Annotated in this window: 18 protein-coding genes and 2 pseudogenes; 9 read left to right on the plus strand and 11 right to left on the minus strand. The window is 55.8% G+C overall.

What is annotated here, in order from left to right:
- Nucleotides 1–25 precede the first annotated feature (25 nt).
- Genes BK658_RS17245 through BK658_RS17255 form a run of 3 tightly spaced genes read left to right on the plus strand, consistent with a single transcriptional unit; the run spans nucleotide 26 to nucleotide 3164 of the window.
- Nucleotides 26–1228, plus strand: coding sequence for a glycosyltransferase family 4 protein (locus BK658_RS17245; RefSeq protein WP_123583323.1), 1203 nt, complete (start codon nucleotides 26–28; stop codon nucleotides 1226–1228).
- Nucleotides 1225–2412 carry a glycosyltransferase family 2 protein gene (locus BK658_RS17250; RefSeq protein WP_123583324.1) on the plus strand — a complete coding sequence of 396 codons (1188 nt, stop codon included), beginning with the start codon at nucleotides 1225–1227 and terminating at the stop codon, nucleotides 2410–2412. The genes BK658_RS17245 and BK658_RS17250 overlap by 4 nt, the downstream gene beginning before the upstream one ends.
- Nucleotides 2412–3164 (plus strand): WecB/TagA/CpsF family glycosyltransferase, encoded by a 753-nt coding sequence (locus BK658_RS17255; protein ID WP_123583325.1) that lies wholly within the window; start codon nucleotides 2412–2414, stop codon nucleotides 3162–3164. The genes BK658_RS17250 and BK658_RS17255 overlap by 1 nt, the downstream gene beginning before the upstream one ends.
- A gap of 127 nt (nucleotides 3165–3291) precedes the next feature.
- Here the strand turns inward: BK658_RS17255 and BK658_RS17260 are convergent, their stop codons facing one another.
- From BK658_RS17260 to BK658_RS17280, 6 genes are all read right to left on the minus strand, one after another.
- On the minus strand, nucleotides 3292–3792 hold the full coding sequence (locus tag BK658_RS17260) for a hypothetical protein (protein ID WP_123583326.1): 501 nt from the start codon (nucleotides 3790–3792) through the stop codon (nucleotides 3292–3294).
- A gap of 463 nt (nucleotides 3793–4255) precedes the next feature.
- The gene (locus BK658_RS17265; protein ID WP_123583377.1) at nucleotides 4256–5362 is read right to left on the minus strand and encodes a glycosyltransferase 61 family protein; all 1107 of its coding nucleotides are present in this window, start codon (nucleotides 5360–5362) and stop codon (nucleotides 4256–4258) included.
- Between the two features lie 84 nt (nucleotides 5363–5446).
- Complete coding sequence (locus BK658_RS17270; RefSeq protein ID WP_123583327.1) at nucleotides 5447–6589, minus strand: hypothetical protein; 1143 nt, start codon at nucleotides 6587–6589, stop codon at nucleotides 5447–5449.
- A gap of 47 nt (nucleotides 6590–6636) precedes the next feature.
- Nucleotides 6637–6801, minus strand: a complete 165-nt coding sequence (locus BK658_RS29990; RefSeq protein ID WP_185019846.1) for a hypothetical protein — start codon at nucleotides 6799–6801, stop codon at nucleotides 6637–6639.
- A 148-nt stretch (nucleotides 6802–6949) separates the two neighbouring features.
- On the minus strand, nucleotides 6950–8371 hold the full coding sequence (locus BK658_RS17275; protein ID WP_123583378.1) for an undecaprenyl-phosphate glucose phosphotransferase: 1422 nt from the start codon (nucleotides 8369–8371) through the stop codon (nucleotides 6950–6952).
- 136 nt (nucleotides 8372–8507) lie between these two features.
- Complete coding sequence (locus tag BK658_RS17280; protein ID WP_123583328.1) at nucleotides 8508–8693, minus strand: hypothetical protein; 186 nt, start codon at nucleotides 8691–8693, stop codon at nucleotides 8508–8510.
- A 722-nt stretch (nucleotides 8694–9415) separates the two neighbouring features.
- On the opposite strand from BK658_RS17280, the pseudogene BK658_RS17290 reads away from it, so the two are divergent.
- A pseudogene (locus BK658_RS17290) lies at nucleotides 9416–9673 on the plus strand (sulfatase-like hydrolase/transferase); the annotation flags it as partial.
- A 78-nt stretch (nucleotides 9674–9751) separates the two neighbouring features.
- Here the strand turns inward: BK658_RS17290 and BK658_RS17295 are convergent.
- Nucleotides 9752–10201, minus strand: coding sequence for a GNAT family N-acetyltransferase (locus tag BK658_RS17295; RefSeq protein ID WP_123583330.1), 450 nt, complete (start codon nucleotides 10199–10201; stop codon nucleotides 9752–9754).
- Nucleotides 10202–10544: 343 nt separating this feature from the next.
- On the opposite strand from BK658_RS17295, the gene BK658_RS17300 reads away from it, so the two are divergent.
- From BK658_RS17300 to BK658_RS17310, 3 genes are read left to right on the plus strand one after another with little or no spacing between them, the layout of a single operon-like run.
- A complete protein-coding gene (locus BK658_RS17300) occupies nucleotides 10545–11213 on the plus strand; it encodes an ABC transporter ATP-binding protein (protein WP_123583331.1) in 669 nt (222 codons plus the stop codon).
- Nucleotide 11214: 1 nt separating this feature from the next.
- Entirely contained in the window at nucleotides 11215–13692 is a 2478-nt protein-coding gene (locus BK658_RS17305) for an ABC transporter permease (protein ID WP_123583332.1), read from the plus strand.
- Nucleotides 13682–14755, plus strand: coding sequence for a lipocalin-like domain-containing protein (locus BK658_RS17310; protein WP_123583333.1), 1074 nt, complete (start codon nucleotides 13682–13684; stop codon nucleotides 14753–14755). The genes BK658_RS17305 and BK658_RS17310 overlap by 11 nt, the downstream gene beginning before the upstream one ends.
- Before the next feature lie 302 nt (nucleotides 14756–15057).
- Here the strand turns inward: BK658_RS17310 and BK658_RS17315 are convergent, their stop codons facing one another.
- Complete coding sequence (locus BK658_RS17315) at nucleotides 15058–15813, minus strand: anti-sigma factor family protein (RefSeq protein ID WP_123583334.1); 756 nt, start codon at nucleotides 15811–15813, stop codon at nucleotides 15058–15060.
- The gene (locus BK658_RS17320; RefSeq protein WP_123583335.1) at nucleotides 15806–16318 is read right to left on the minus strand and encodes a sigma-70 family RNA polymerase sigma factor; all 513 of its coding nucleotides are present in this window, start codon (nucleotides 16316–16318) and stop codon (nucleotides 15806–15808) included. The genes BK658_RS17315 and BK658_RS17320 overlap by 8 nt, the downstream gene beginning before the upstream one ends.
- A 148-nt stretch (nucleotides 16319–16466) precedes the next feature.
- Here BK658_RS17320 and BK658_RS17325 point away from each other — a divergent pair, with 148 nt between their 5' ends.
- Nucleotides 16467–17438, plus strand: coding sequence for a metallophosphoesterase family protein (locus BK658_RS17325; RefSeq protein WP_123583336.1), 972 nt, complete (start codon nucleotides 16467–16469; stop codon nucleotides 17436–17438).
- Between the two features lie 13 nt (nucleotides 17439–17451).
- On the plus strand, nucleotides 17452–17772 hold the full coding sequence (locus tag BK658_RS17330; RefSeq protein WP_123583337.1) for a plastocyanin/azurin family copper-binding protein: 321 nt from the start codon (nucleotides 17452–17454) through the stop codon (nucleotides 17770–17772).
- A gap of 449 nt (nucleotides 17773–18221) precedes the next feature.
- Here BK658_RS17330 and BK658_RS17335 read toward each other — a convergent pair.
- Nucleotides 18222–18476 (minus strand): annotated as a pseudogene (locus BK658_RS17335) (DUF6124 family protein); the annotation flags it as partial.
- A gap of 205 nt (nucleotides 18477–18681) precedes the next feature.
- On the minus strand, nucleotides 18682–19248 hold the full coding sequence (locus tag BK658_RS17340) for a MepB family protein (protein ID WP_259740098.1): 567 nt from the start codon (nucleotides 19246–19248) through the stop codon (nucleotides 18682–18684).
- Between the last annotated feature and the right edge of the window lie 4 nt (nucleotides 19249–19252).

Consider the following 19252-nt stretch of genomic DNA (forward strand, 5'->3'; position numbering starts at 1 on the left):
TGCAATAACATCTAAGCTGGTTCCTATGCGTATTGCTTATTTGATCAATCAATACCCCAAGGTCAGCCATAGCTTCATTCGTCGCGAGATTTTGGCGTTAGAGCGCCAGGGCTTTGTGGTGCAGCGCATTGCTCTGCGTGGTTGGGATGCCGAGTTGGTGGATGCCGACGACGTGTCCGAGCGCAGTAAAACTTTCTATGTGCTGCAGGGCGGAGTCAAAGAGCTGGTAGTGCCTGTGCTGCAGGTACTGCGCGCCCAGCCGAGACGCTTTTTTTCGGCGTTGTGGCTGGCGCTACGTATGGGCCGGCATGCCGATCGGCCCTGGCCGTACCATTTGGTCTATTTGTCCGAGGCATGCCGCCTGCTGTTTTGGTTGCAGGCGTTCGGCGCCGAGCATGTGCATGCGCATTTCGGCACTAACTCAACCGAGGTGGTGATGCTGGCCAATGCACTCGGCGGGCCAGCGTACAGTTTTACGGTGCACGGCCCGGAAGAGTTCGACAAACCGCAGTTTATTCATTTGGGCGAGAAAGTCCGGCGCGCGGCTTTTGTCGTGGCTATCAGCTCTTATGGGCGCAGCCAGCTGTTTCGCTGGGTAGCTCATGCGCACTGGGCAAGGGTAAAGGTGGTGCATTGTGGTCTGGAGCGGGCGTTTCACGATGTACCTTCAGTTGCCGTGCCGTCCGTACCGCGGTTGGTCTGCGTGGGTCGCTTGTGTGAGCAGAAGGGCCAACTGTTGTTGCTTGAGGCCGCCCGTATCCTGGCAGCGCAAGCCGTGGTGTTCGAGATAGTACTGGCCGGCGATGGGGAAATACGTGCGCAAATCGAAGCCCTGATTGCACTGCATGGCTTGCAAGCGCAGGTGCGAATCACTGGCTGGATTAGCAGCGAGCAGGTGCGGGCGGAAATTCTTGCGGCGCGGGCCTTGGTGTTGCCGAGCTTCGCCGAGGGCTTGCCGGTGGTAATTATGGAGGCCATGGCCTTGCGCCGGCCAGTACTGACGACCTATGTGGGGGGCATTCCCGAGTTAGTGCGTCAGGGTGAGAACGGTTGGTTGTTTCCCGCTGGAGCTGTGGATGAGTTGGCGGCGGTGCTGGCGGACTGCCTCGCGCAACCCGTCGAGGTGTTGCAGCGGATGGGCGAGGCGGCTTATCAGAGAGTGCTGGAGCGACACGATATCGATACCGAAGCGGCCAAGTTGGCTAATTTGTTTAGGGCGCAAGCATGATCACCTTACTTAGTTGGCTGTTCAGCACACTGCTGGTGCTCATAGTCCTGCCGGTGTTGGTGCTGTTTTTGCAGGTACTGCTGGCCTGCCTGCCTGTGCGGTTGCTCTCGTCGGCGCAAAGATCGCGGCTGCGGGTGGCGGTGTTGGTACCGGCACACAACGAATCCTCGATGATCGTCGCGACGTTAAATACCATTCGGCCGCAGTTGCTAGAGGGCGATCGCTTATTGGTAGTGGCGGACAACTGTTCTGATGACACGGCCGCGCTGGCCCGCACGGCGGGAGCCGAGGTGGTGGAACGCAGCAATGATCAGCAGCGTGGCAAGGGTTATGCGCTGGACTTTGGGGTGCGTCATTTAGCGAGCGTTGCGCCGGACGTCATGATCGTTATCGATGCCGATTGCCAGGTGGGTGAGGGCTCTATTGAGCGTTTGGCAATGTGTTGCATCGACTCAGGGCGGCCAACGCAGGCACTTAATTTAATGCTCGCTCCAGCAGGTTCCGGGCTAAAAGTGCGGTTTTCCGAGTTTGCCTGGCGTGTGAAGAATCTGGTGCGGCCGCAAGGTTGGGCTTGGCTTGGTTTGCCCTGTCAGTTAATGGGTACGGGAATGGCTTTCGTCTGGCGGGATCTGGCTTTGATCGATTTAGCCAGTGGCCACATCGTCGAAGATTTGAAGATGGGCTTCGATTTCTGCCGCAGGGGCAAGCCGCCTTTGTTTTGCCCCGATGCCCTGGTGACCAGTTATTTTCCGCGCAATGATGAAGGCTTAAGTACCCAGCGTACGCGCTGGGAGCATGGTCATCTTGGGGTAATCCTTGGTGATGCGCCAAAGTTGTTTGTAGAGTCGATCAGCCGGCGTAACTGGAACCTCCTGGCCATGACGCTAGATTTATTGGTCCCTCCGTTGGCATTATTGACTTTAGTGTTGGGGGCTGTTTTTAGTCTGTCATGGTTGGTGTTTATGCTGTGTGGAGCTTTGGCTCCAGCATTAATCGCGTCTGCCGGGGTGGCAATATTGAATGTGACTATCTTGCTGGCATGGAGCCAATTTGGTCGCGAGATTATATCTTTTTCAGCCTTGTTGTATGCGCCGTTCTACGCGGTGAAAAAAATACCCCTGTACCTAGGCTTTTTGCTTAAGCGCCAAGTTGAGTGGGTGCGTTCGAAGCGAGATGACAATTAATGCGCGATTTTGCTTGGCAGCACAACTGGCAAACGATTATCCAGAAACTCAGGGTGGTCAGTGATCTCGTTGATGAGCAAGGATTGATTGATGCTTTATCCAAGCCTGAGGCGGCGACAGTACTTGGATTCGTCAATGCCTTTGCCATGAACTTGGTGGCGGGCAACACCGATTACTATAACGCGCTGTCCGCTGCTGACGTGTTACTACGGGATGGCTCCGGCATGGCTATCCTGTTTCGCCGACTCGGCTTAGTGCCGGGGCTCAATATGAATGGCACGGATTTTATCCCCAAATTACTGGCCGCGTTCAAGGGCCGGCGCGTGGCTTTTTGGGGCACTACAGAGCCCTTTCTAGCGAATGCGGTGCAGCGTAGCGAAGCGGTATTTGCGGTAAATGTAGTTTCTGCTCACCATGGTTTTGCTGAGGTGGATGCCTACATCAACCTTGCCCTGCAACTGCAGCCAGAATTGGTTGTGCTGGGCATGGGCATGCCCAGGCAAGAAGCCGTTGCTGCCAGGCTAGCTGCCAGCGGCGTGCCATGCCTGATAGTGTGCGGCGGGGCGATCCTGGATTTTCTCGGTGGCAAGGTTGTTCGGGCTCCGCAATGGGTGCGTCGTCTCGGTTGTGAGTGGGTATTCAGGCTGATAATTGAGCCAAAGCGGTTATTCGGTCGCTATGTGGTTGGTAATCCAATGTTCTTGTTGCGCACGCTGATCTGCAGAGATGCGCCTACATTAAGGAAACCCTGAAAAAGACTTACCGTTTCTGGTGAAATACGCCGATCCCGTTGCACGAGTTTCCCATGAAGCAGATGAATGACCTTCGCCGACGCCGAGTACGCCGGCAAGCGCAAGTAACGTTGTACGAAAGCACTGCCTACACCTTCCGTCGATTGGCAAACACGATAAATCCAAACAACGCGGAAGAAAATAACCATGCTGCCGCAGGAAGTGGTACCGCACTCCGTTGATTGATATAAGCATTGGCTGTCCCAGCCAGACCTATACCCTGGACATGCCGACCAACCCTGAACTGGCCATTGGCAAGCGCCGCAATTAAACTGTTAAATGAAGGAGCATTGGCGCACGGCCCAAGGAAACTGACCCACTCGCCGAGAGCGTTGACCCCATTGTTAAGCACGCCCTTGGGAGCAATGCCCTGCGCGTGAGAATCACCGGAGAAGTCGGTGTGAAAGCCAATGGCGTTGCTACCCGCGCGTTCTTCGATCAGCATGCCTAGTTGAGGCCCTAAATCCTCGCCAGAGTTGCTCATGCAACTAGATTCATAGACCAAACTGGCCGCCTGAGCACTAGAAAAAGTCGCTCCACTCAGGAGCATTAATAACAAAACGGAATTAATAAAAAGTGTCGGGTGCATAACATCGCCTCCCTGAGCAGAGGAGTATTCTTTTGTCGGACGAAGGAATCTTTATCAAGTTAAGTTGAGCATAGTAGGCACATAGCTGTCGCGTCAATAGTGCGTCATCACGATAAATATAAATAGAAAATCAGTGTAATTTCGTCAAAATAACGTCACGACAAACACGTCAGTCATCAATCAAGCGGACTCTATCCGTATGAAATAGCTTCAGGCTTGAGCATCGCCCGCAACAGGGCGGTCTCAAAGACCAAATGCAATACCCGCCCCGCACCGCCCTTGGCCTTTCCGCTCAACGTGAAACGGGGCTGCAGCGGGCGGATGCTGGAGCGCTTACGGAAAACTGACCCTCCCTGCCGATTGAAATTTGACCCAAGGTGCGTTGCTGATACCCAAATTGGCGTTTGATCACTCGGAATGGGGGCTCGACCTTGGCACGAGGAGCGTGGTTCAGATCAAGTCTTCATGAAGGGAATAGGTCTAGAGTGCGCTCAACCTCATCGGGGTCGATTGTAAAGCCATCGCCCTTTGGCGTTCCCACCACAAAGCCAAAATTCTGGTGATCGCGATCCGTTAGATACTTGTAATAACAGATGAAACGATTCGGGGGCTGCAGAGCCAGCAATGAGCCACCAGGCTGAAGTACATTGACACCATGTACGAGATGACTCCCCTCGATCCCCACCACGGTTTTTGCTCCAGCGCAGGTCGCTACGATGGTCGGAACATCAGTTTTTGAAGGGTCGAGAATGCGAAAACCTCTGCGGTTATGCAGACGTTCAGCGAGTTCCATTTCATTGTGTAACATTCGCAATTCACCGTTGCCGCCTCGCAGAATGAAAACTCCGGGGTGAGAGCTGTACCTTATGTGTGACAGTAATTTTTCACCCATCGCGCGAAAGCGTAAATGCCTATTTCGATTTTGACTTAGATCATCGAATATCACGAGCTCACGAAAAAACGCATTGCGCAAACGAACTGGTGTTATGCCAAGCCAGTCCTCATATTCGGGAGCCTGGGGAAATAGAGGAAGCCTGGTGGATGGCGCGGTCGTCACCGGAACTCCTTCGTCGCATGCTAATGGGTAAGTGACACAGTCTTCCATCAGCCAGGAGCCAAACCATTTGTTTCCACCTGCTGTACAGTAAATCGCCCCGCGCTCCATCTCGGTTTCCACGGAGATTTTTGGAAGCCAACCAGATCTAGGAGATAAGCAGGATTTTGCGTTGCCCTTGTAGAGTGTTCCATCTATCAGCCAGACATCTTTAAGCAGGTGGCCCCGTGTTGGACCATGATCAACGCTGCCTATTCCTTCCATTGTACGACGGGGGTGTTCGTAAGGAAAAAAGCGTTCTTCCTCCCATCCTGTCACACGTTCGAGTTGATTGGGCAGGAAAAAAGCCGGTGGAGAAATTGATGTTTCGCCAGGCGCAATAGTCCAGGTTTTCACCGCTGCACTTTGCGGGGTTTCCGCCGGCTTTCGCATAACCCGCGCTCTTACAATATGCCGGTATGCAGCAAGGCTCCATGTTGTCCGGTGGCTGCTCGTTAACACGCGTAATTCCGACATATCATGTTCACTCTCATCCGCCTCTACAAAAAACAGTAAATGGCGCAAGCGCCTAAACTGCATTTTTTAACATCAGAAAGCTGCTCAGGTAGATATAATCCTCTCCACAATGGGCGGGGACTTCAAATGAGCATAGCGACTACGTAACCTGTCGAGAAGAAGTTCGCTTGGGCTCTTGGCGCAGTAGAGATAAATTTTGTATAGCCCGCCAAACCCCATGTTAATATAGCGAGTCGCCACTTCCTCATCGTTTTGCCCATCCGGCAAGCCAAGATGAAGTGTCAGTTTTTTTCCCTCGACAGCAAATAACGGTGTATTCCAAAGGAGTTGGGCTGCACCCACCTTGGGTAGTCGGACGAACATATAGGCGTGGTTACCCAGTGTATCAACATCACCGCCACGTCTTCTTTTCCATTCGAGAAGTCCGTCGTCTGGACGGGCCAGGCAAGTACCGATGTCATAATAGTCAAAGCCATTGTTTATTGCCCACTCAAGCTCCATAAATGTAGTGATCGAGTTGACTTCATTCAGCCTTTTGGCATCTGAAAAAACCGCCTCAGGATAGCCGGCACGTATCATGCTCCAGTAGCGCTTTCCGGCCCGAGTAATTACGCACGCAAGTTGGCATGCAACAATTTCGTCTTCCAACAGTATTAGATCGAGCCGGCCGAAAGTCTTTGCTATCCTTAAAACTTCATGTGTGGCAATTTGCGAGGCGGCAGTGCCATGCCTTGCGATGGCATAGGGTTGAAGCATTTCCCTGTCGGCTCTTTCAATTTCGTCGTCCGTCAGCGCCTGCTTCATTCGGTAGCGCGACTGGTTCTTGCGTATGTTTCGACGTAACTTACTATCGTATCCCGCCGTGATATCGTCAATGGAGCGACCCAGCGGCACGATAGCACTCAGAAAGTGAGGCACATACAACGCGCCGAAGGTTGGCATTTCACTGACCAGAACCGTACGGTTCGATTTATCCGATTCCGATTTGCTGTCGGCCACAGGAGACTCTACCCCCATGAGAACCTTGGCCATCTCCCGCTGTGCTCTCCTTCCCACATAGAGGATGTCGTAAGGACTGTTTTTGCGCAGCTTGAATCTGACAATCTCCCAGCGCCAGAAACAGGCTCGCCCAAGTATGTCTCGCAGCCAGGCTGCAGTTTTTCTTAGCTCAAATCGTATTGAGGGAGATATGAGTTTTCGGATCGGTACCGCTAAATACGCTTTCATTTCCGGCACTCTTTTTAACTTGCCTTTTGGTTAAGCCAGAAAAAATATCAATTGGTAAACTCAAGCAATACTTCCAATGCTGATGTGGAAGGTTCATTCAGCGGGGAAATATTCAATAATATCCGCACCTCTAGAACTATTAAAGTTGCGAGGTAGACGTTTTGCAAGGGAACCGCTGCAAAAATAGCCAACGGCTTCAGTTCTTGGCCCACTGAAGCTCCTCTCAATCGTCACCGCGCCATGAGCCCCACATTCAAAACCGGCAATTGATCCCCGATGCTGTGCTCCCATCTCTCTCTGGAGCCAGCCCGTCATGATGCGTCTCGACGCTAACGTCGAAAAAGTCTGTCTCAAGGCTGGCTAATAGGCTCGCTTGCCGGTGAAGGCAAGCAGAGTTCGCAGAAGAATGACGAAATCGAGCCAGAGCGACCAGTTGTTGATGTACTCAATGTCAGACTCAACACGCTGAATCATCTGCTCTATATCTCTCGTTTCACCGCGAAAGCCACGCACCTGAGCCAGGCCTGTGATGCCTGGCTTGATATTGTGACGCGCAAAGTAGTCTGCGATGCCATGCGAGTACTGCGCATCATGCTGAATAGCATGCGGGCGAGGCCCCACCAGGGACATTTCCCCCATCAAAACGTTGAACAACTGTGGTAGCTCATCCAGGCTAGTTCGCCGAATAAAGGCTCCAACCCTGGTCATGCGCGGATCATTCTTTTCTGCCTGCTTGATGATGCCGTCTTTCGGCTGATGGACGACCATGCTTCTGAACTTCCAGATACGAAAAACTCCACTCCACCCCATGCGCTCCTGTCGAAAGAACACCGGTCCAGGGCTATCGACCTTGATGGCAATCGCTATAGCCACCAGCAATGGAGCCGCAAGAAGCAAGATGAGAAAAGCCAAGACTTTGTCCTCAAAATTCTTCAGAAACAGACGCATCCCCATCAGTGGAGTTTCAGACAAAGTCAGCACGGGAATACCGGCAATTTCACGAACGCTGTGATTGATCAAGCGCAGTGAAAAAATGTCAGGCACCCAATTAATAGCAATGTGCTTATCAAGCAGCTTTAAGTAAACATCCTTAATGACCTCCGAGCCATCCAGAGGTGTAACGAAATATACGGTACGAATGGAATGTCGCACGATTAACTCATCAAGGTCGGAGATATTACCCAGTATCGACAAACGTTGCGTGCTTTCTGAACCCTCCTTCCCCCGATCATCGCCCACCTCAATCAACACACAACCGACCACCCGTTCACCCAGCCAGGGATTATTGCTTATTTTCTGGTGAAGGAAGCAAGCCAGTTCCCCCGAGCCAATAATAAGAGCGGCTTCCAATTGATTCGGGTGGGTCAAGAGTTTCTTCTGTACTTCGAGTGTCGCCAGGTGCAAAAGCAACTGAGCGAAATATCCAACAATAAATAACTGCGCAACCAATAAGCGCGAGTACTGTTCACTTTGTTTGGTAAGAAAGGCCATGACAACGATAAAACCAAAAGCGGCAAGCCACGCCTTTAAAAGCTTAAATGCTTTGACGGTAAATCCAACATTGCTTCGGTAAATAGCATAATGGTCGTACACGACGGCCAACGCCCCAAGCAGCAACAGGAGCATGATGACATAAGCTTGCGTTATAACGCCGATATGATAATCGATCAAATACCATGCGACACCGATCACAGCAACAAAATCGAGACCGGCCTGAATAGCGTTACTGGTACTGCTTCGTCGCTGGAGTATGGAGCGGCTGCTGCTGGGTTCGAATATCATCATTAGACCTCATTAAACTGAGAATCCAAAACGCTTATCTATCAAACAATAAAAAGGCAATGAAAATATAATTATTAATTAACTTGTCGGCGTTGAATGATCCATCAGCGGTGCACCGCAGCTTCGATGATTCGCACTACATTGGCGCCACTCCTAGTGCCAGAGCCTTGAGCAAGTCGCCCTGAACCATCAGCGCCAGACCCTTCTCGTAATACTTGCTGGCCTTCTCAGCCGGCGAGGAGCAGGCTGCCAAGCCAACAGAACAGACTGCAAGGAGCGCGACCCAGGCGTCTTTGCCAACTTTACTCAAATACATCTTCATCGAATTCACCTCCCTTAGAGGTCAATGCGGAATATGAGCCGCCAGCCGTGGCACAGCCAATCTCATAAAATCTTGTAAGCGCTTATCTGCAGCAGTAGGCGCTACGCAGGCTCTCCACATCCGTCTTGCCACGACGGTAATCCGCGATCACATAATCTCCAGCCCTAGACTCACTTCGGCCTGGACGTCCAATCGACTCTCACTAGCACGCCACTCATCCAGGAGATCCTCCCCTGATCGATCAGTCGTTATCCGCTCCCGTTTCAGCAGCTGAAAGAAGCTTTCTGCTATGTCGGGGTATAGCCCAACGTGGACAAACCGTGTCAGCAAACTGACGTGTTCCTCATGTTGAAAAATGGTCAGGAGTTAGGCGATCCGCCATCAAGTGCCGTCAGACAGCGGCTCTGCCTGTGGTTGAGGCATTGCAGATGCTGTAAAGAAAGCGATAAACGGTCGTAAAGCTTGAGTTACAAGGGTTGACAAGATGTAGGTGTGTCATTTTTGAGTCATCTGTTTTTTGACGCTTTTACACGTTAGATGGCATTTCTTGCGCTTTAAGTGCGTGCTGGTAGTGTCAAAAACTGGCCAGTCATGAACTCGCGAAACTGATCAGGAGCGAGAGAGGACTCATGACGAGATACCTGAAGGAACTGCTGCTGTTGTTCGGAATTGGCCTCAAGCCGCGTCGGCGTCTGGCAATGCCAGGCTATGCGTTGATAGCGGCGCCGCTGGCCGGCAACAAGAACCGTTCCAGCCACTACAACATCTTCCCGACACTGCTCCAGCTGATGGGCTATGACCTGGCGGCGATCGAACCGATCTACGGCAAACCGCTGAGCCAGCCGACCGATGACGATTTCACCTTTAACTATCGCTTCAACGCGCGGCTGGGGGCGAAGTCTGCATGGCGTCATATTGATCTCAGCACCATCGTGACCCCTGATCAGGCACCATCGGACGTTACTGCCGGCACCCCGTAGTTCTTTCGCCGTGTCTACCGAGGGTGCCGAGCGGCGGTGCGTTATATCTGATGCCGCTACGGCGGCAACAAACAGTGCCTACACGTTTAAAAACTTATGATAGGTAATGAAGCTCTTTTCCTGCTCATACCCTAAAGACTCATAGAGTGCCTGTGCCGCTTTATTGCTTATTGCAGTGTCGAGGCTCAAGCGTTGGGCGCCTTCGGCCTTGAGCGTTTCAGACAAGTAATTCATCAGGTGACGAGCATACCCCTGCTTCCTCGCAGACTGATCGACGTACAAGTCGTAAAGCCAGTAGAAAGGCTTCATGGCCAGCGAGCACAGGGTCGGATAAAGCTGGGCAAATGCCACGGCTTTACCGCTGTCATCCAACACGAGATAAATCTTCGATTTTTCGTTGTCGAGATTGTATTTAATGAAATTGTACGATGTCGCAAGATCGTCGGCCTGCTCGTAAAACATCCGGTACTGGTTAAAAAGATACGCAGCCTCGTCCAGCTGCTGTGGCCCGCATTGAATGATTTTCATGATCCCACCTGACCGTTAGTTAATTTGACCAATGTCGATTTGTACATCATTGATATCGCGAAAAAATAACGCCAGGTAGCCACCCGGTTCATGGGCAATGCAGGGTTTGTTTACTCACTGACTAATGCTCAGCGCCGCTATCACTGGCTTTTTAAAAAAAGCGGCGGAGCTTAACTCTGCACCCTGGCCTTTGTCATCGCGTGGCAGCAGGTTGTCCTTGTCGAGGAAGGCGTAAGCCTGGATGTCCCAAACACCTCGAAAATCGTTAACCAAAAAAAACCATGCAGGGCGTGCATGCCTGTCCGCTATCCTTGGGCTGACTTCCTGTCAAACGAGCGTTCCCATGCTTCACGTGCACGGCGTGTTCAAGAGCTACGCCACTCCGCAAGGGCCGCTGGCGGTGTTGCAAGGTGTCGACTTGCAGTTGACGCAAGGCAGCAGCCTGGCGCTGATGGGCGAGTCGGGCAGTGGCAAGAGCACCTTGCTGCACTTGATTGCCGGGCTCGACAAGGTCGATCGCGGCAGCATCTGCATGGGCGATCAGCGCCTCGAGCAGATGAACGAAGGGCAACTGGCAAATTGGCGGCGCACTGAAATCGGTCTGGTGTTCCAGCAGTACAACCTGATTGGCAGCCTGCGGGTCGAGGACAATCTGGCATTCCAGGCACGCTTGGCCGGGCGCCATGACCTGCGTTGGCAGGCGCACCTGGTGGCGCGGCTGGGGCTGGGGGATTTACTCCAACGTTATCCGGAGCAGTTGTCCGGTGGTCAGCAGCAACGGGTTGCTCTCGGTCGGGCGCTGGCGTCGCGTCCGCGTCTGCTGTTGGCCGATGAGCCGACCGGCAGTCTCGATGAACACACCAGCGACGAGGTGCTCGACTTGCTGCTGGAGCTGCTCGATGACAGCCCCAGCAGTTTGTTGATGGTCACTCACAGCCCACGGATCGCCGCACGGCTGGCAGAAAAAGTGCTGCTGCACGGTGGACGCCTGGTCGACGCAGGCCCGCGCTGATATGGACGTTTTGCGCGAAACCTTGCGAGCGCTGCTCAGCCATTGGCGTCAGCACCCGGTGCAGTTTTTCAGCGTGCTGACCGGGCTCTGGCTGGCCACCGGCCTGTTGACCGGGGTGCAGGCGCTGAACAGTCAGGCGCGAGAAAGTTACGCTCGCGCCAGTCAACTGATTGGCGGTGAACCCCAGGCCAGCCTCAGTGCGCCGAATGGCGCGACTTTCTCCCAGGCGTTGTTCGTCGACTTGCGCCGGGCGGGTTGGCCGGTATCACCGGTGTTGCAGGCGCGACTTCAACTCAAGGGGTATGAAGACCTGCGCTTGCAGTTGATGGGTATCGAGCCGTTGTCGTTGCCCAGCGGTTCGGCGCTGGCCGGACAACACCTCGACATGGCGCAGATGGTCGATTTTGTCGGCCCGCCGGGCCGTACCTGGATTGCCCGGTCAACCTTGCAGGCGCTCGGTTTACGTGAGGGCGCTCAACCGCAAAGCCTCAACGGGCAGACCTTGCCGCCGTTGCGCAGCCAGGTCGACATGGCCCCCGGCGTGCTGCTGGTGGACATCGGAGTTGCCCAGCAGGTGCTGGGTTTGCCGGCACAGGTGTCGCGCCTGTTGTTACCCAGGGATTTCACCGCCACCGAGCCTCAGTTACCCGCCGAGTTAGCCGGTCAGTTGCAACTCAAGCGCAGCGGCGAGGAGAACAATCTGGCGCGGCTTACCGAGAGCTTTCACCTGAACCTTGATGCGCTGGGGTTTCTGTCGTTCGTGGTCGGCTTGTTCATCGTCCATGCGGCCATCGGTCTGGCGCTGGAGCAACGCCGTGGGCTGTTCAGGACCCTGCGCGCCTGTGGGGTCAGTGTGCGGAAGCTGATCTTCTGCCTGAGCCTTGAATTGGGTGGGCTGGCACTGCTCGGCGGGATGGCCGGGGTGGTCAGTGGTTACCTGTTGGCCAGCCTGCTGTTGCCGGACGTTGCCGCCAGTTTGCGTGGTTTGTATGGCGCCGAAGTGGCGGGGCAGTTGAGCCTCAGTCCGCTGTGGTGGTTCAGCGGGCTCGGTTTGAGCCTGCTCGGCGCATTGCTGGCCGGGGCGAACAGTTTGCTGCGAGCGGCGCGACTGCCGCTGCTGGCGTTGGCTAACCCGCAAGCCTGGCATCAGGCTCACGCGCGTTGGTTGCGGCGTCAGGGCTGGGTAGCGGCAGTTGCTGCGGCGATCGGCCTGATCGCGTTGCTGTGGGGTGACAGCCTGGCCAGCGGTTTTGTGTTGATGGCCGCGTTGTTGATCGGTGCCGCATTGAGTTTGCCGGTGTTGCTCGACGCTGTATTGAATCGGCTCGTGCGGCGCAGCCGTTCGGTGCTGGGGCAATGGTTTCTCGCCGATTGCCGTCAGCAACTGCCGGCCCTGAGCCTGGCCTTGATGGCGCTGCTGTTGGCGCTGGCGGCCAACATCGGTGCCGGCAGCATGACAGCCGGTTTTCGCCAGACGTTCAGTGATTGGCTGGAGCAACGGCTGACCGCCGAGCTTTACGTCAACCCGCAGAACCCGGCGCAAGCCACCGAACTGCAACAGTGGCTGCCGGAACAACAGCTCAGCGCGGTGTTGCCGAGCTGGCAGGTTGCGGTGTCGTTGCAGGGCTGGCCGGCAGACCTTTACGGAGTGATCGACCATCCGACCTATCGCGAGCATTGGCCGTTGCTCGAAGCAGTGGGCGAGCACCCCTGGGATCAGTTGGTAGCGCACGACACCGTGATGCTCAGCGAACAATTGGCCCGTCGACTCAAGCTGCGGCTCGGTGACCGTCTGACCATTCCCACGCCACAAGGTGTGTGGTCACCGCAGTTGATCGGGATCTATGCTGACTATGGCAATCCCAAGGGTCACTTGCTGGTGAATGCCGAACACCTGCTACGTCACTGGCCGCAACTGACGCCGAGTCGCTTCAACCTGCGCGTCGATCCGGCGCACATCCCGGCGTTGCTGACGGCGCTGCAATCGCGTTTTGCCCTGGACGACAGCCGCATTGTCGATCAGGCCCGACTCAAGGGCTGGTCGACGCAAGTGTTCGAACGGACCTTCGCTGCGACGGCGGCGCTCAACAGCCTGACCCTCGGCGTGGCCGGTGTGGCGCTGTTCATCAGCTTGCTGACCCAGAGTCAGAGTCGTCTCGGGCAACTTGCTCCGTTGTGGGCGCTGGGCGTGACGCGCCGACAATTGATGCTGCTTAACCTCGGGCAGACCTGGTTGTTGGCCCTGCTGACATTGGTGGTGGCATTGCCTTTGGGGCTGGCGCTGGCCTGGTGCCTGGATACGGTGATCAACGTTCAGGCGTTTGGCTGGCGCCTGCCGTTGCGGGTGTTCCCGCTGCAGCTCGTGGAATTGATGGGGCTGGCGATGTTGGCCACGTTACTGGCCTCGGCCTGGCCATTGTTCAAGCTCTATCGCACGCAACCGGCGGACCTGCTGAGGAGCTTTGCCCATGAGGATTGATCGGGCGTTCGGCGTGTTGCTGCTGTTATTGGTCGGCTGCGATGGCACATCGAAGCACAACGAAAGTTTCGCCGGACTGGGCAGCGAAGCGGCTGCATTCCAGCAAGTGACGCCGGGCCGGGTATTCAGCTTCCCTGCCGATCACGGTGCCCATGACGGTTACCGCATCGAGTGGTGGTACATCACCGCCAACCTCAAGGACTCGCAGGGCCGGGAATTTGGCGTGCAGTGGACGTTGTTTCGCAATGCCCTGAAGGCCGGGCCCGAGCAGCCCGGCTGGGCCAGCCAGATCATCTGGCTCGGTCACGCGGCGGTGACCTCGGCGACCGCTCACCACGCCGCCGAGCGTTATGCCCGCGGTGGTGTCGGCCAGGCCGGGGTTCAGAACGTGCCGTTTGCGGCGTGGATCGATGACTGGCGCCTGAGCGCTCAAACCGACACCGCGAACCCCTTGGCCGAGATGCAGATGCAGGCCAGTGGCAAGGGCTTCAACTATCGGCTGCGACTCACCTCAAATCGGCCGTTGGTGCTGCAAGGTGAGCAAGGCTTCAGTCAAAAATCCGAACAGGGCCAGGCGTCGTACTACTACAGCCAGCCGTTCTTCCAGGCCAGCGGTAGCCTGGAAATCGATGGCACGCGCTATCAGGTCAGTGGTCCGGCGTGGCTCGATCGTGAGTGGAGCAGCCAGCCGCTGACGGCGAACCAGACCGGTTGGGACTGGTTTTCCCTGCACCTGGACGGCGGCGCGCAGTTGATGCTGTATCGGATGCGGCAAAAGGAAGGAGCGGCATACCTGACTGGCACCTGGGTCAACCCGGACGGCAGCGCGGTGCAACTGTCGCGAGACGAGATCAGCCTCACACCGTTGGCGTCTTCCGAGGTGGCCGGACGGCGTTTACCGATACGCTGGTCGATCAAGGTTCCGGGCAAAGGCCTGGACATCACCAGCAGCGCGTTGAACCCCCGGGCCTGGATGGATTTGCGCATTCCCTACTGGGAAGGGCCGGTGCAGGTGAGCGGCAGCCATGCCGGCAACGGGTATCTGGAAATGACCGGGTACTGATCCAGAGCGTCGCCCGGTATCTATGCGCTCCTGCTCAGGGAAACAAGGGTGGTCGGACTGGTTCGATTTTTTTCGTTACAAACAATTTAGCGGAAACATTGTGTCCAGATTTATTCAGAATTTGTGAACGGACAGAACGTTTGCGTTGCATTAAAATTCCCCCGTTCGCCCAGTGTCGGGGCTCTTTACCGGTGCATGGATTGCCAGGCCATAACACTGGGCGAACACCTTCCACCAGGCGCGATAAACAACATTTCATCGCGCAACTCATCATGCCGATGGCCTTCAAGTAACGCCTCTCGTTAAAAAGCACCCTGTTCAAGCAACCGGCTGAAGACTTCCAGTTCGGTTTTTTCCAGATCGGATATCACGATAAAACGCATGTGATTGTGTTGCCACGCGACCGCGTTGTAGCCGCGAATGGACTGGCTTTTCCGGGACTGATCGGTTTCTGTCGTCGGCACAATGAACACGTTGATGATGTGCTTCGCCCGCCCGTAAGACAGCGCAGCGGTCGTCTGGTGTTGCAGGTAATCCAGGCGCCCGCCGAGTAAAGGGAAACCCTGTGCCGAGAAGTCGAACACCGGCGGCGAAAAGTCCAGCTTGCCGGTAAACCAGGGCTTGACCGTGTGCCGGTCGGAGGACACGACATCGTTCAGGTGCTCAGCCATCAGCGAGCGCACATGGCTGGACACCGCTTCCTCCAGCCACGGTTGCTCAGGCGAAGGCGTGGCTATATACAACACCAGTGCCATGGCCAGCGCGACCGCGGAAAAAGCCGGCGCCAGCCACTTTCGCGAGGCGTCTCTCAACGCTTGCCAGGGAGACGGTGACGGGAGATTGGCGAAGACCTGTTGAATCAGCGCATCGGGCGCCGCGTAATACGGCGCATGGGCCTTGACGCTAGTGATCAGCCGTTGCATTTCGTTATGCACGCGTTGGCAGTCGGCGCATTGCGACAGGTGTTCGGCAACGTTCGCAGTGATCGTTGCATCCAGTTCATGGTCCAGGTAGCCATGAATCAATTCGTGGCAGACCGTGCAGTTGATCTCATTCATGGTCTTGCAACTTCAGTAGTTCCAGCTTGAGCATGGCGCGAGCCCGGGCCAGTCTCGACATGACGGTTCCCAGAGGTATGTCGACCACCTTCGCGATGTCCTTGTAAGGCATGTCCTCCAATTCCTTGAGGACGATCATTTCGCGGAAGGCCGGGGGCAGGGTGCGCAGTGCCTGCTGAACCCGTGCAGCGTCTTCGGCCTGCATGGCGAGCAGTTCCGGTGTCTGGCTGTGGCTCAGGGCAAAGTTGTCTTGCGAGATTTCATCGCCAATGGCGACCCAACGATGGCTGGCCGAGCCCTTTAGCCAGTTGTAACTCTCGTTGCGTACGATCGTCAGGAACCAGGCCTTGGCGTTGCCGTCCGCAAAGCGATGCAGAAATTTAAACGCCTTGAACGCACTTTCCTGCACCACATCATGTGCCGCGCTGTCACTGCCGGTGAGCCAGCGCGCGAGGTTGTAAGCGGCATCCATATGCGGTGCAAGCAGCTCCTCAAATCGCTTCATAGTGCCCCAGCCTTCGCCCCCTATAACCCGGATACGCTGCGTTTTATTCCCGGAATGAAAAATATTTTTTTCCCGGGAATAAAACCCCGACCGGCTCGGTTGTACATCCTGTCAGTTCATCAATGTAGACCGCTACGAGGGCGTTCCCATGAACATTCGTTCGGCAACCCATGAAAAACGTACAGACGGCCCCCTGGACCCCGACCGCAGAAACCTGCTCAAGTGCTCGGCGTGGGCGGGCGCCGGTGTCATCTGGGCATTGAGCGGCGGCATTCCCCGTGCGTTCGCCCTGAGTGACGACGGCACGCTATCGGACCCGAAAGCGCTGGCCAGCACCTTCCACTTTGTGCAAATCAGCGACTCGCACATCGGCTTCAACAAGGAAGCCAACCCCGATCCGACGAAGACCTTGCAGGTGGCCATCGACAAAGTCATCGCGCTGCCGAAACGGCCTTCGCTGATCCTTCACACGGGCGACATCACCCACCTATCGAAACCGGAGGAATTCGACACCGCCGCGCATCTGCTCAAAGGCCTGCCTTCAACCGTGCACTACATACCGGGCGAGCACGACACCCTCGATGAAGGCGGCGGCAAGCTCTACCTCGAGCGCTATGGCAAAGGCACCAAAGGCAATGGCTGGTACAGCTTCGACGACCACGGCGTGCACTTCATCGCGCTGGTCAACGTCTTCAACTTCCAGGCGGGCCACGAGGCCACGCTCGGTGCCGAGCAACTGGCCTGGCTGCAGGATGATTTAAAGGCGGTGAGCACCAGCACACCCGTTGTGGTGTTCACCCACATTCCATTGTGGACGATCTACCAGCCATGGGGCTGGGGCACCGAAGACGGCGATCAGGCCATCGCCATGCTGCGCAAATACGGTTCGGTGACGGTGCTCAATGGCCATATCCATCAGGTCATCCAGAAAGTCGAGGGCAACATCACCTTCCACACCGCACGCGGCACGGCTTACCCGCAACCCGCACCCGGTGCTGCGCCAGCACCGGGACCGATGACCGTGGCGGCCGATCAACTGCGCAACTACCTGGGGATTACCGAGGTCAAGGCGACGCAGGGCGATCATCCGTTGGCATTGATCGATTCGACACTCGTATAGGGGATGCGCTGACATGAAGCATTTACTGCGTGTAGTGGTCTTGGGTTGCTTGATGGTGTCGATACCGGCGTGGGCAGAAGGGACCAAAATCGATATCAAGGAATTCATGTTTGCTCCCAAGGACGTGACGGTAGCGGTGGGCACCACCGTGACCTGGGTCAACGACGATCAAACGGTCCATACGGTGATGGAAACCCACAAGGTGTTCCATTCACCGGCGCTCGATACCAACGACAAGTTTTCCTATCAGTTCAATACGCCGGGGACGTTTGAATACTACTGCGCACTGCACCCGCAGATGGTTGGGAAGATCATTGTCAGTGGGGCGAAGTGAGGGGGAGGGTCGTTGCAACGCAGAAAAAATGGGTGACCCCAGGGTTTGATAACGGTCAGCCAAGGAAATGGATTCTGTAAAACGAAGCAAGTCCAGTGTGGGAGCGAGCTTGCTCCCACATTGGATCTCTGCCGTTTCGAACATTGCGTTCACTTGATTGAGCGTCATTAAAGCCAAGGTCGCCCATTTTCATTACGACGCCAACACGCAGAACCTGTGGCGAGGGGGCTTGCCCCCGCTGGGTCGCGAAGCGGCCCTAAAATCGGTGATCGAATTGCATCAGAAAAAATACATCGGTCGATTTTACGACTGCTTCGCCCGAGCGCGGACCGGCCGGCGGGGGCAAGCCCCCTCGCCACAAATGCCCGCCAGACCAAAGATTTGCATTAACTGACGGGTATTAACGCGAGCCATGGCAGTACCTCCATTGGATAAACGAACCTGAACACTCAGTGACGAACGCCGGATGCCGCACCCGGCGTATCGAGGTGTTCCAGCGTCCGGTTCACCATCAATTCGGCCAGCACAGCCAACTGCTGAATCGCCAACGCCACGCTGCGACGCGAGCCTTCGAGTTCAAAGGCCAGGTCGGTGGCCATGGCGTTGAGCGAGGCGAGGGTTTCGGAGGTGTGGATCAGCAGGGTTTCGGTGTCGACGTCGGGGGGGAGGGCGAAGATAGAGCTGACAGGGGCGGGGCGATTGGGGGTGATCTTTTTCATTGGCTTGTTCCTAAAACTGAATCAAGGAAAAGCGCCTGCTTGAATTTAGAGGCGCTTGTGCACCTAGATGTTTTGAAGGGCTTCCACACCCTTGTCACTGATTTTGCAGCGACCGGCGAACACTATCCGTGTGACCCATTCGGCACAAGTTCACCAAAACCGCTACAGCGTGCAGGAAACTTCCGAAGCCCTACGTATTCAGGCCAAAGAGTCGACGCACCTGCTCGGCATCGGCGTTGCCGTTGTGATCAAACGGCAGGAAGTACCGAAGCTGCCAGTGCTGCGTCCTCACCGCGTCTTTCGCGACGGGTTGGACCCACGGCGGATAGACGCGGATAGCGCGCTTTCCGCCTTTCCCGTTGAGCGACAGGATGCCCTTGGAGGCCAATATCTGCGGGTCGAACACAAACTGCCCGCGATGCGTCGCATCGCACACGCTCACCACCACAAAGGCTACGCCATCGGCACTGTCGAGCGGCGCAATGACACTGCCTGGCGTTGGTCGCTTCCATAAAGTAACGAACTGTCCAACCTTGGTCGGCGTGGTCTTCGCCACACGAAAAACAATCGTGCGGCCGTCGAGACCAAAACGCGCGGCGCCGTACTCGGTACTCTCGGCTTCGCATAGCGCTGATTGCGTCACCGTCATGCCAGCGGGTTCATAGACATTCTGGATAGCGGCGACCAGATCGTGTGGAAGAGGAGAAGGGCAGGTGTGGGCCGATTTCTTGGGTGGGGCAGCGAGGTCGGATTTCAACGGT

This window comes from Pseudomonas brassicacearum (assembly GCF_003732175.1).
Lineage (GTDB): Bacteria > Pseudomonadota > Gammaproteobacteria > Pseudomonadales > Pseudomonadaceae > Aquipseudomonas > Aquipseudomonas brassicacearum_G.

Excerpts from the sequence above, each read along its gene's own strand:
- BK658_RS17295 (WP_123583330.1), bottom strand. The coding sequence starts at position 10,201 with ATGAAAATCATTCAATGCGGGCCACAGCAGCTGGACGAGGCTGCGTAT.
- BK658_RS17265 (WP_123583377.1), bottom strand. The coding sequence starts at position 5,362 with ATGTCGGAATTACGCGTGTTAACGAGCAGCCACCGGACAACATGGAGC.
- BK658_RS17275 (WP_123583378.1), bottom strand. The coding sequence starts at position 8,371 with ATGATATTCGAACCCAGCAGCAGCCGCTCCATACTCCAGCGACGAAGC.
- BK658_RS17280 (WP_123583328.1), bottom strand. The coding sequence starts at position 8,693 with ATGAAGATGTATTTGAGTAAAGTTGGCAAAGACGCCTGGGTCGCGCTC.
- BK658_RS17310 (WP_123583333.1), top strand. The coding sequence starts at position 13,682 with ATGAGGATTGATCGGGCGTTCGGCGTGTTGCTGCTGTTATTGGTCGGC.
- BK658_RS17315 (WP_123583334.1), bottom strand. The coding sequence starts at position 15,813 with ATGAATGAGATCAACTGCACGGTCTGCCACGAATTGATTCATGGCTAC.
- BK658_RS17245 (WP_123583323.1), top strand. The coding sequence starts at position 26 with ATGCGTATTGCTTATTTGATCAATCAATACCCCAAGGTCAGCCATAGC.
- BK658_RS17250 (WP_123583324.1), top strand. The coding sequence starts at position 1,225 with ATGATCACCTTACTTAGTTGGCTGTTCAGCACACTGCTGGTGCTCATA.
- BK658_RS17325 (WP_123583336.1), top strand. The coding sequence starts at position 16,467 with ATGAACATTCGTTCGGCAACCCATGAAAAACGTACAGACGGCCCCCTG.
- BK658_RS17270 (WP_123583327.1), bottom strand. The coding sequence starts at position 6,589 with ATGAAAGCGTATTTAGCGGTACCGATCCGAAAACTCATATCTCCCTCA.
- BK658_RS17305 (WP_123583332.1), top strand. The coding sequence starts at position 11,215 with ATGGACGTTTTGCGCGAAACCTTGCGAGCGCTGCTCAGCCATTGGCGT.
- BK658_RS17320 (WP_123583335.1), bottom strand. The coding sequence starts at position 16,318 with ATGAAGCGATTTGAGGAGCTGCTTGCACCGCATATGGATGCCGCTTAC.
- BK658_RS17255 (WP_123583325.1), top strand. The coding sequence starts at position 2,412 with ATGCGCGATTTTGCTTGGCAGCACAACTGGCAAACGATTATCCAGAAA.
- BK658_RS17260 (WP_123583326.1), bottom strand. The coding sequence starts at position 3,792 with ATGCACCCGACACTTTTTATTAATTCCGTTTTGTTATTAATGCTCCTG.
- BK658_RS17300 (WP_123583331.1), top strand. The coding sequence starts at position 10,545 with ATGCTTCACGTGCACGGCGTGTTCAAGAGCTACGCCACTCCGCAAGGG.
- BK658_RS17330 (WP_123583337.1), top strand. The coding sequence starts at position 17,452 with ATGAAGCATTTACTGCGTGTAGTGGTCTTGGGTTGCTTGATGGTGTCG.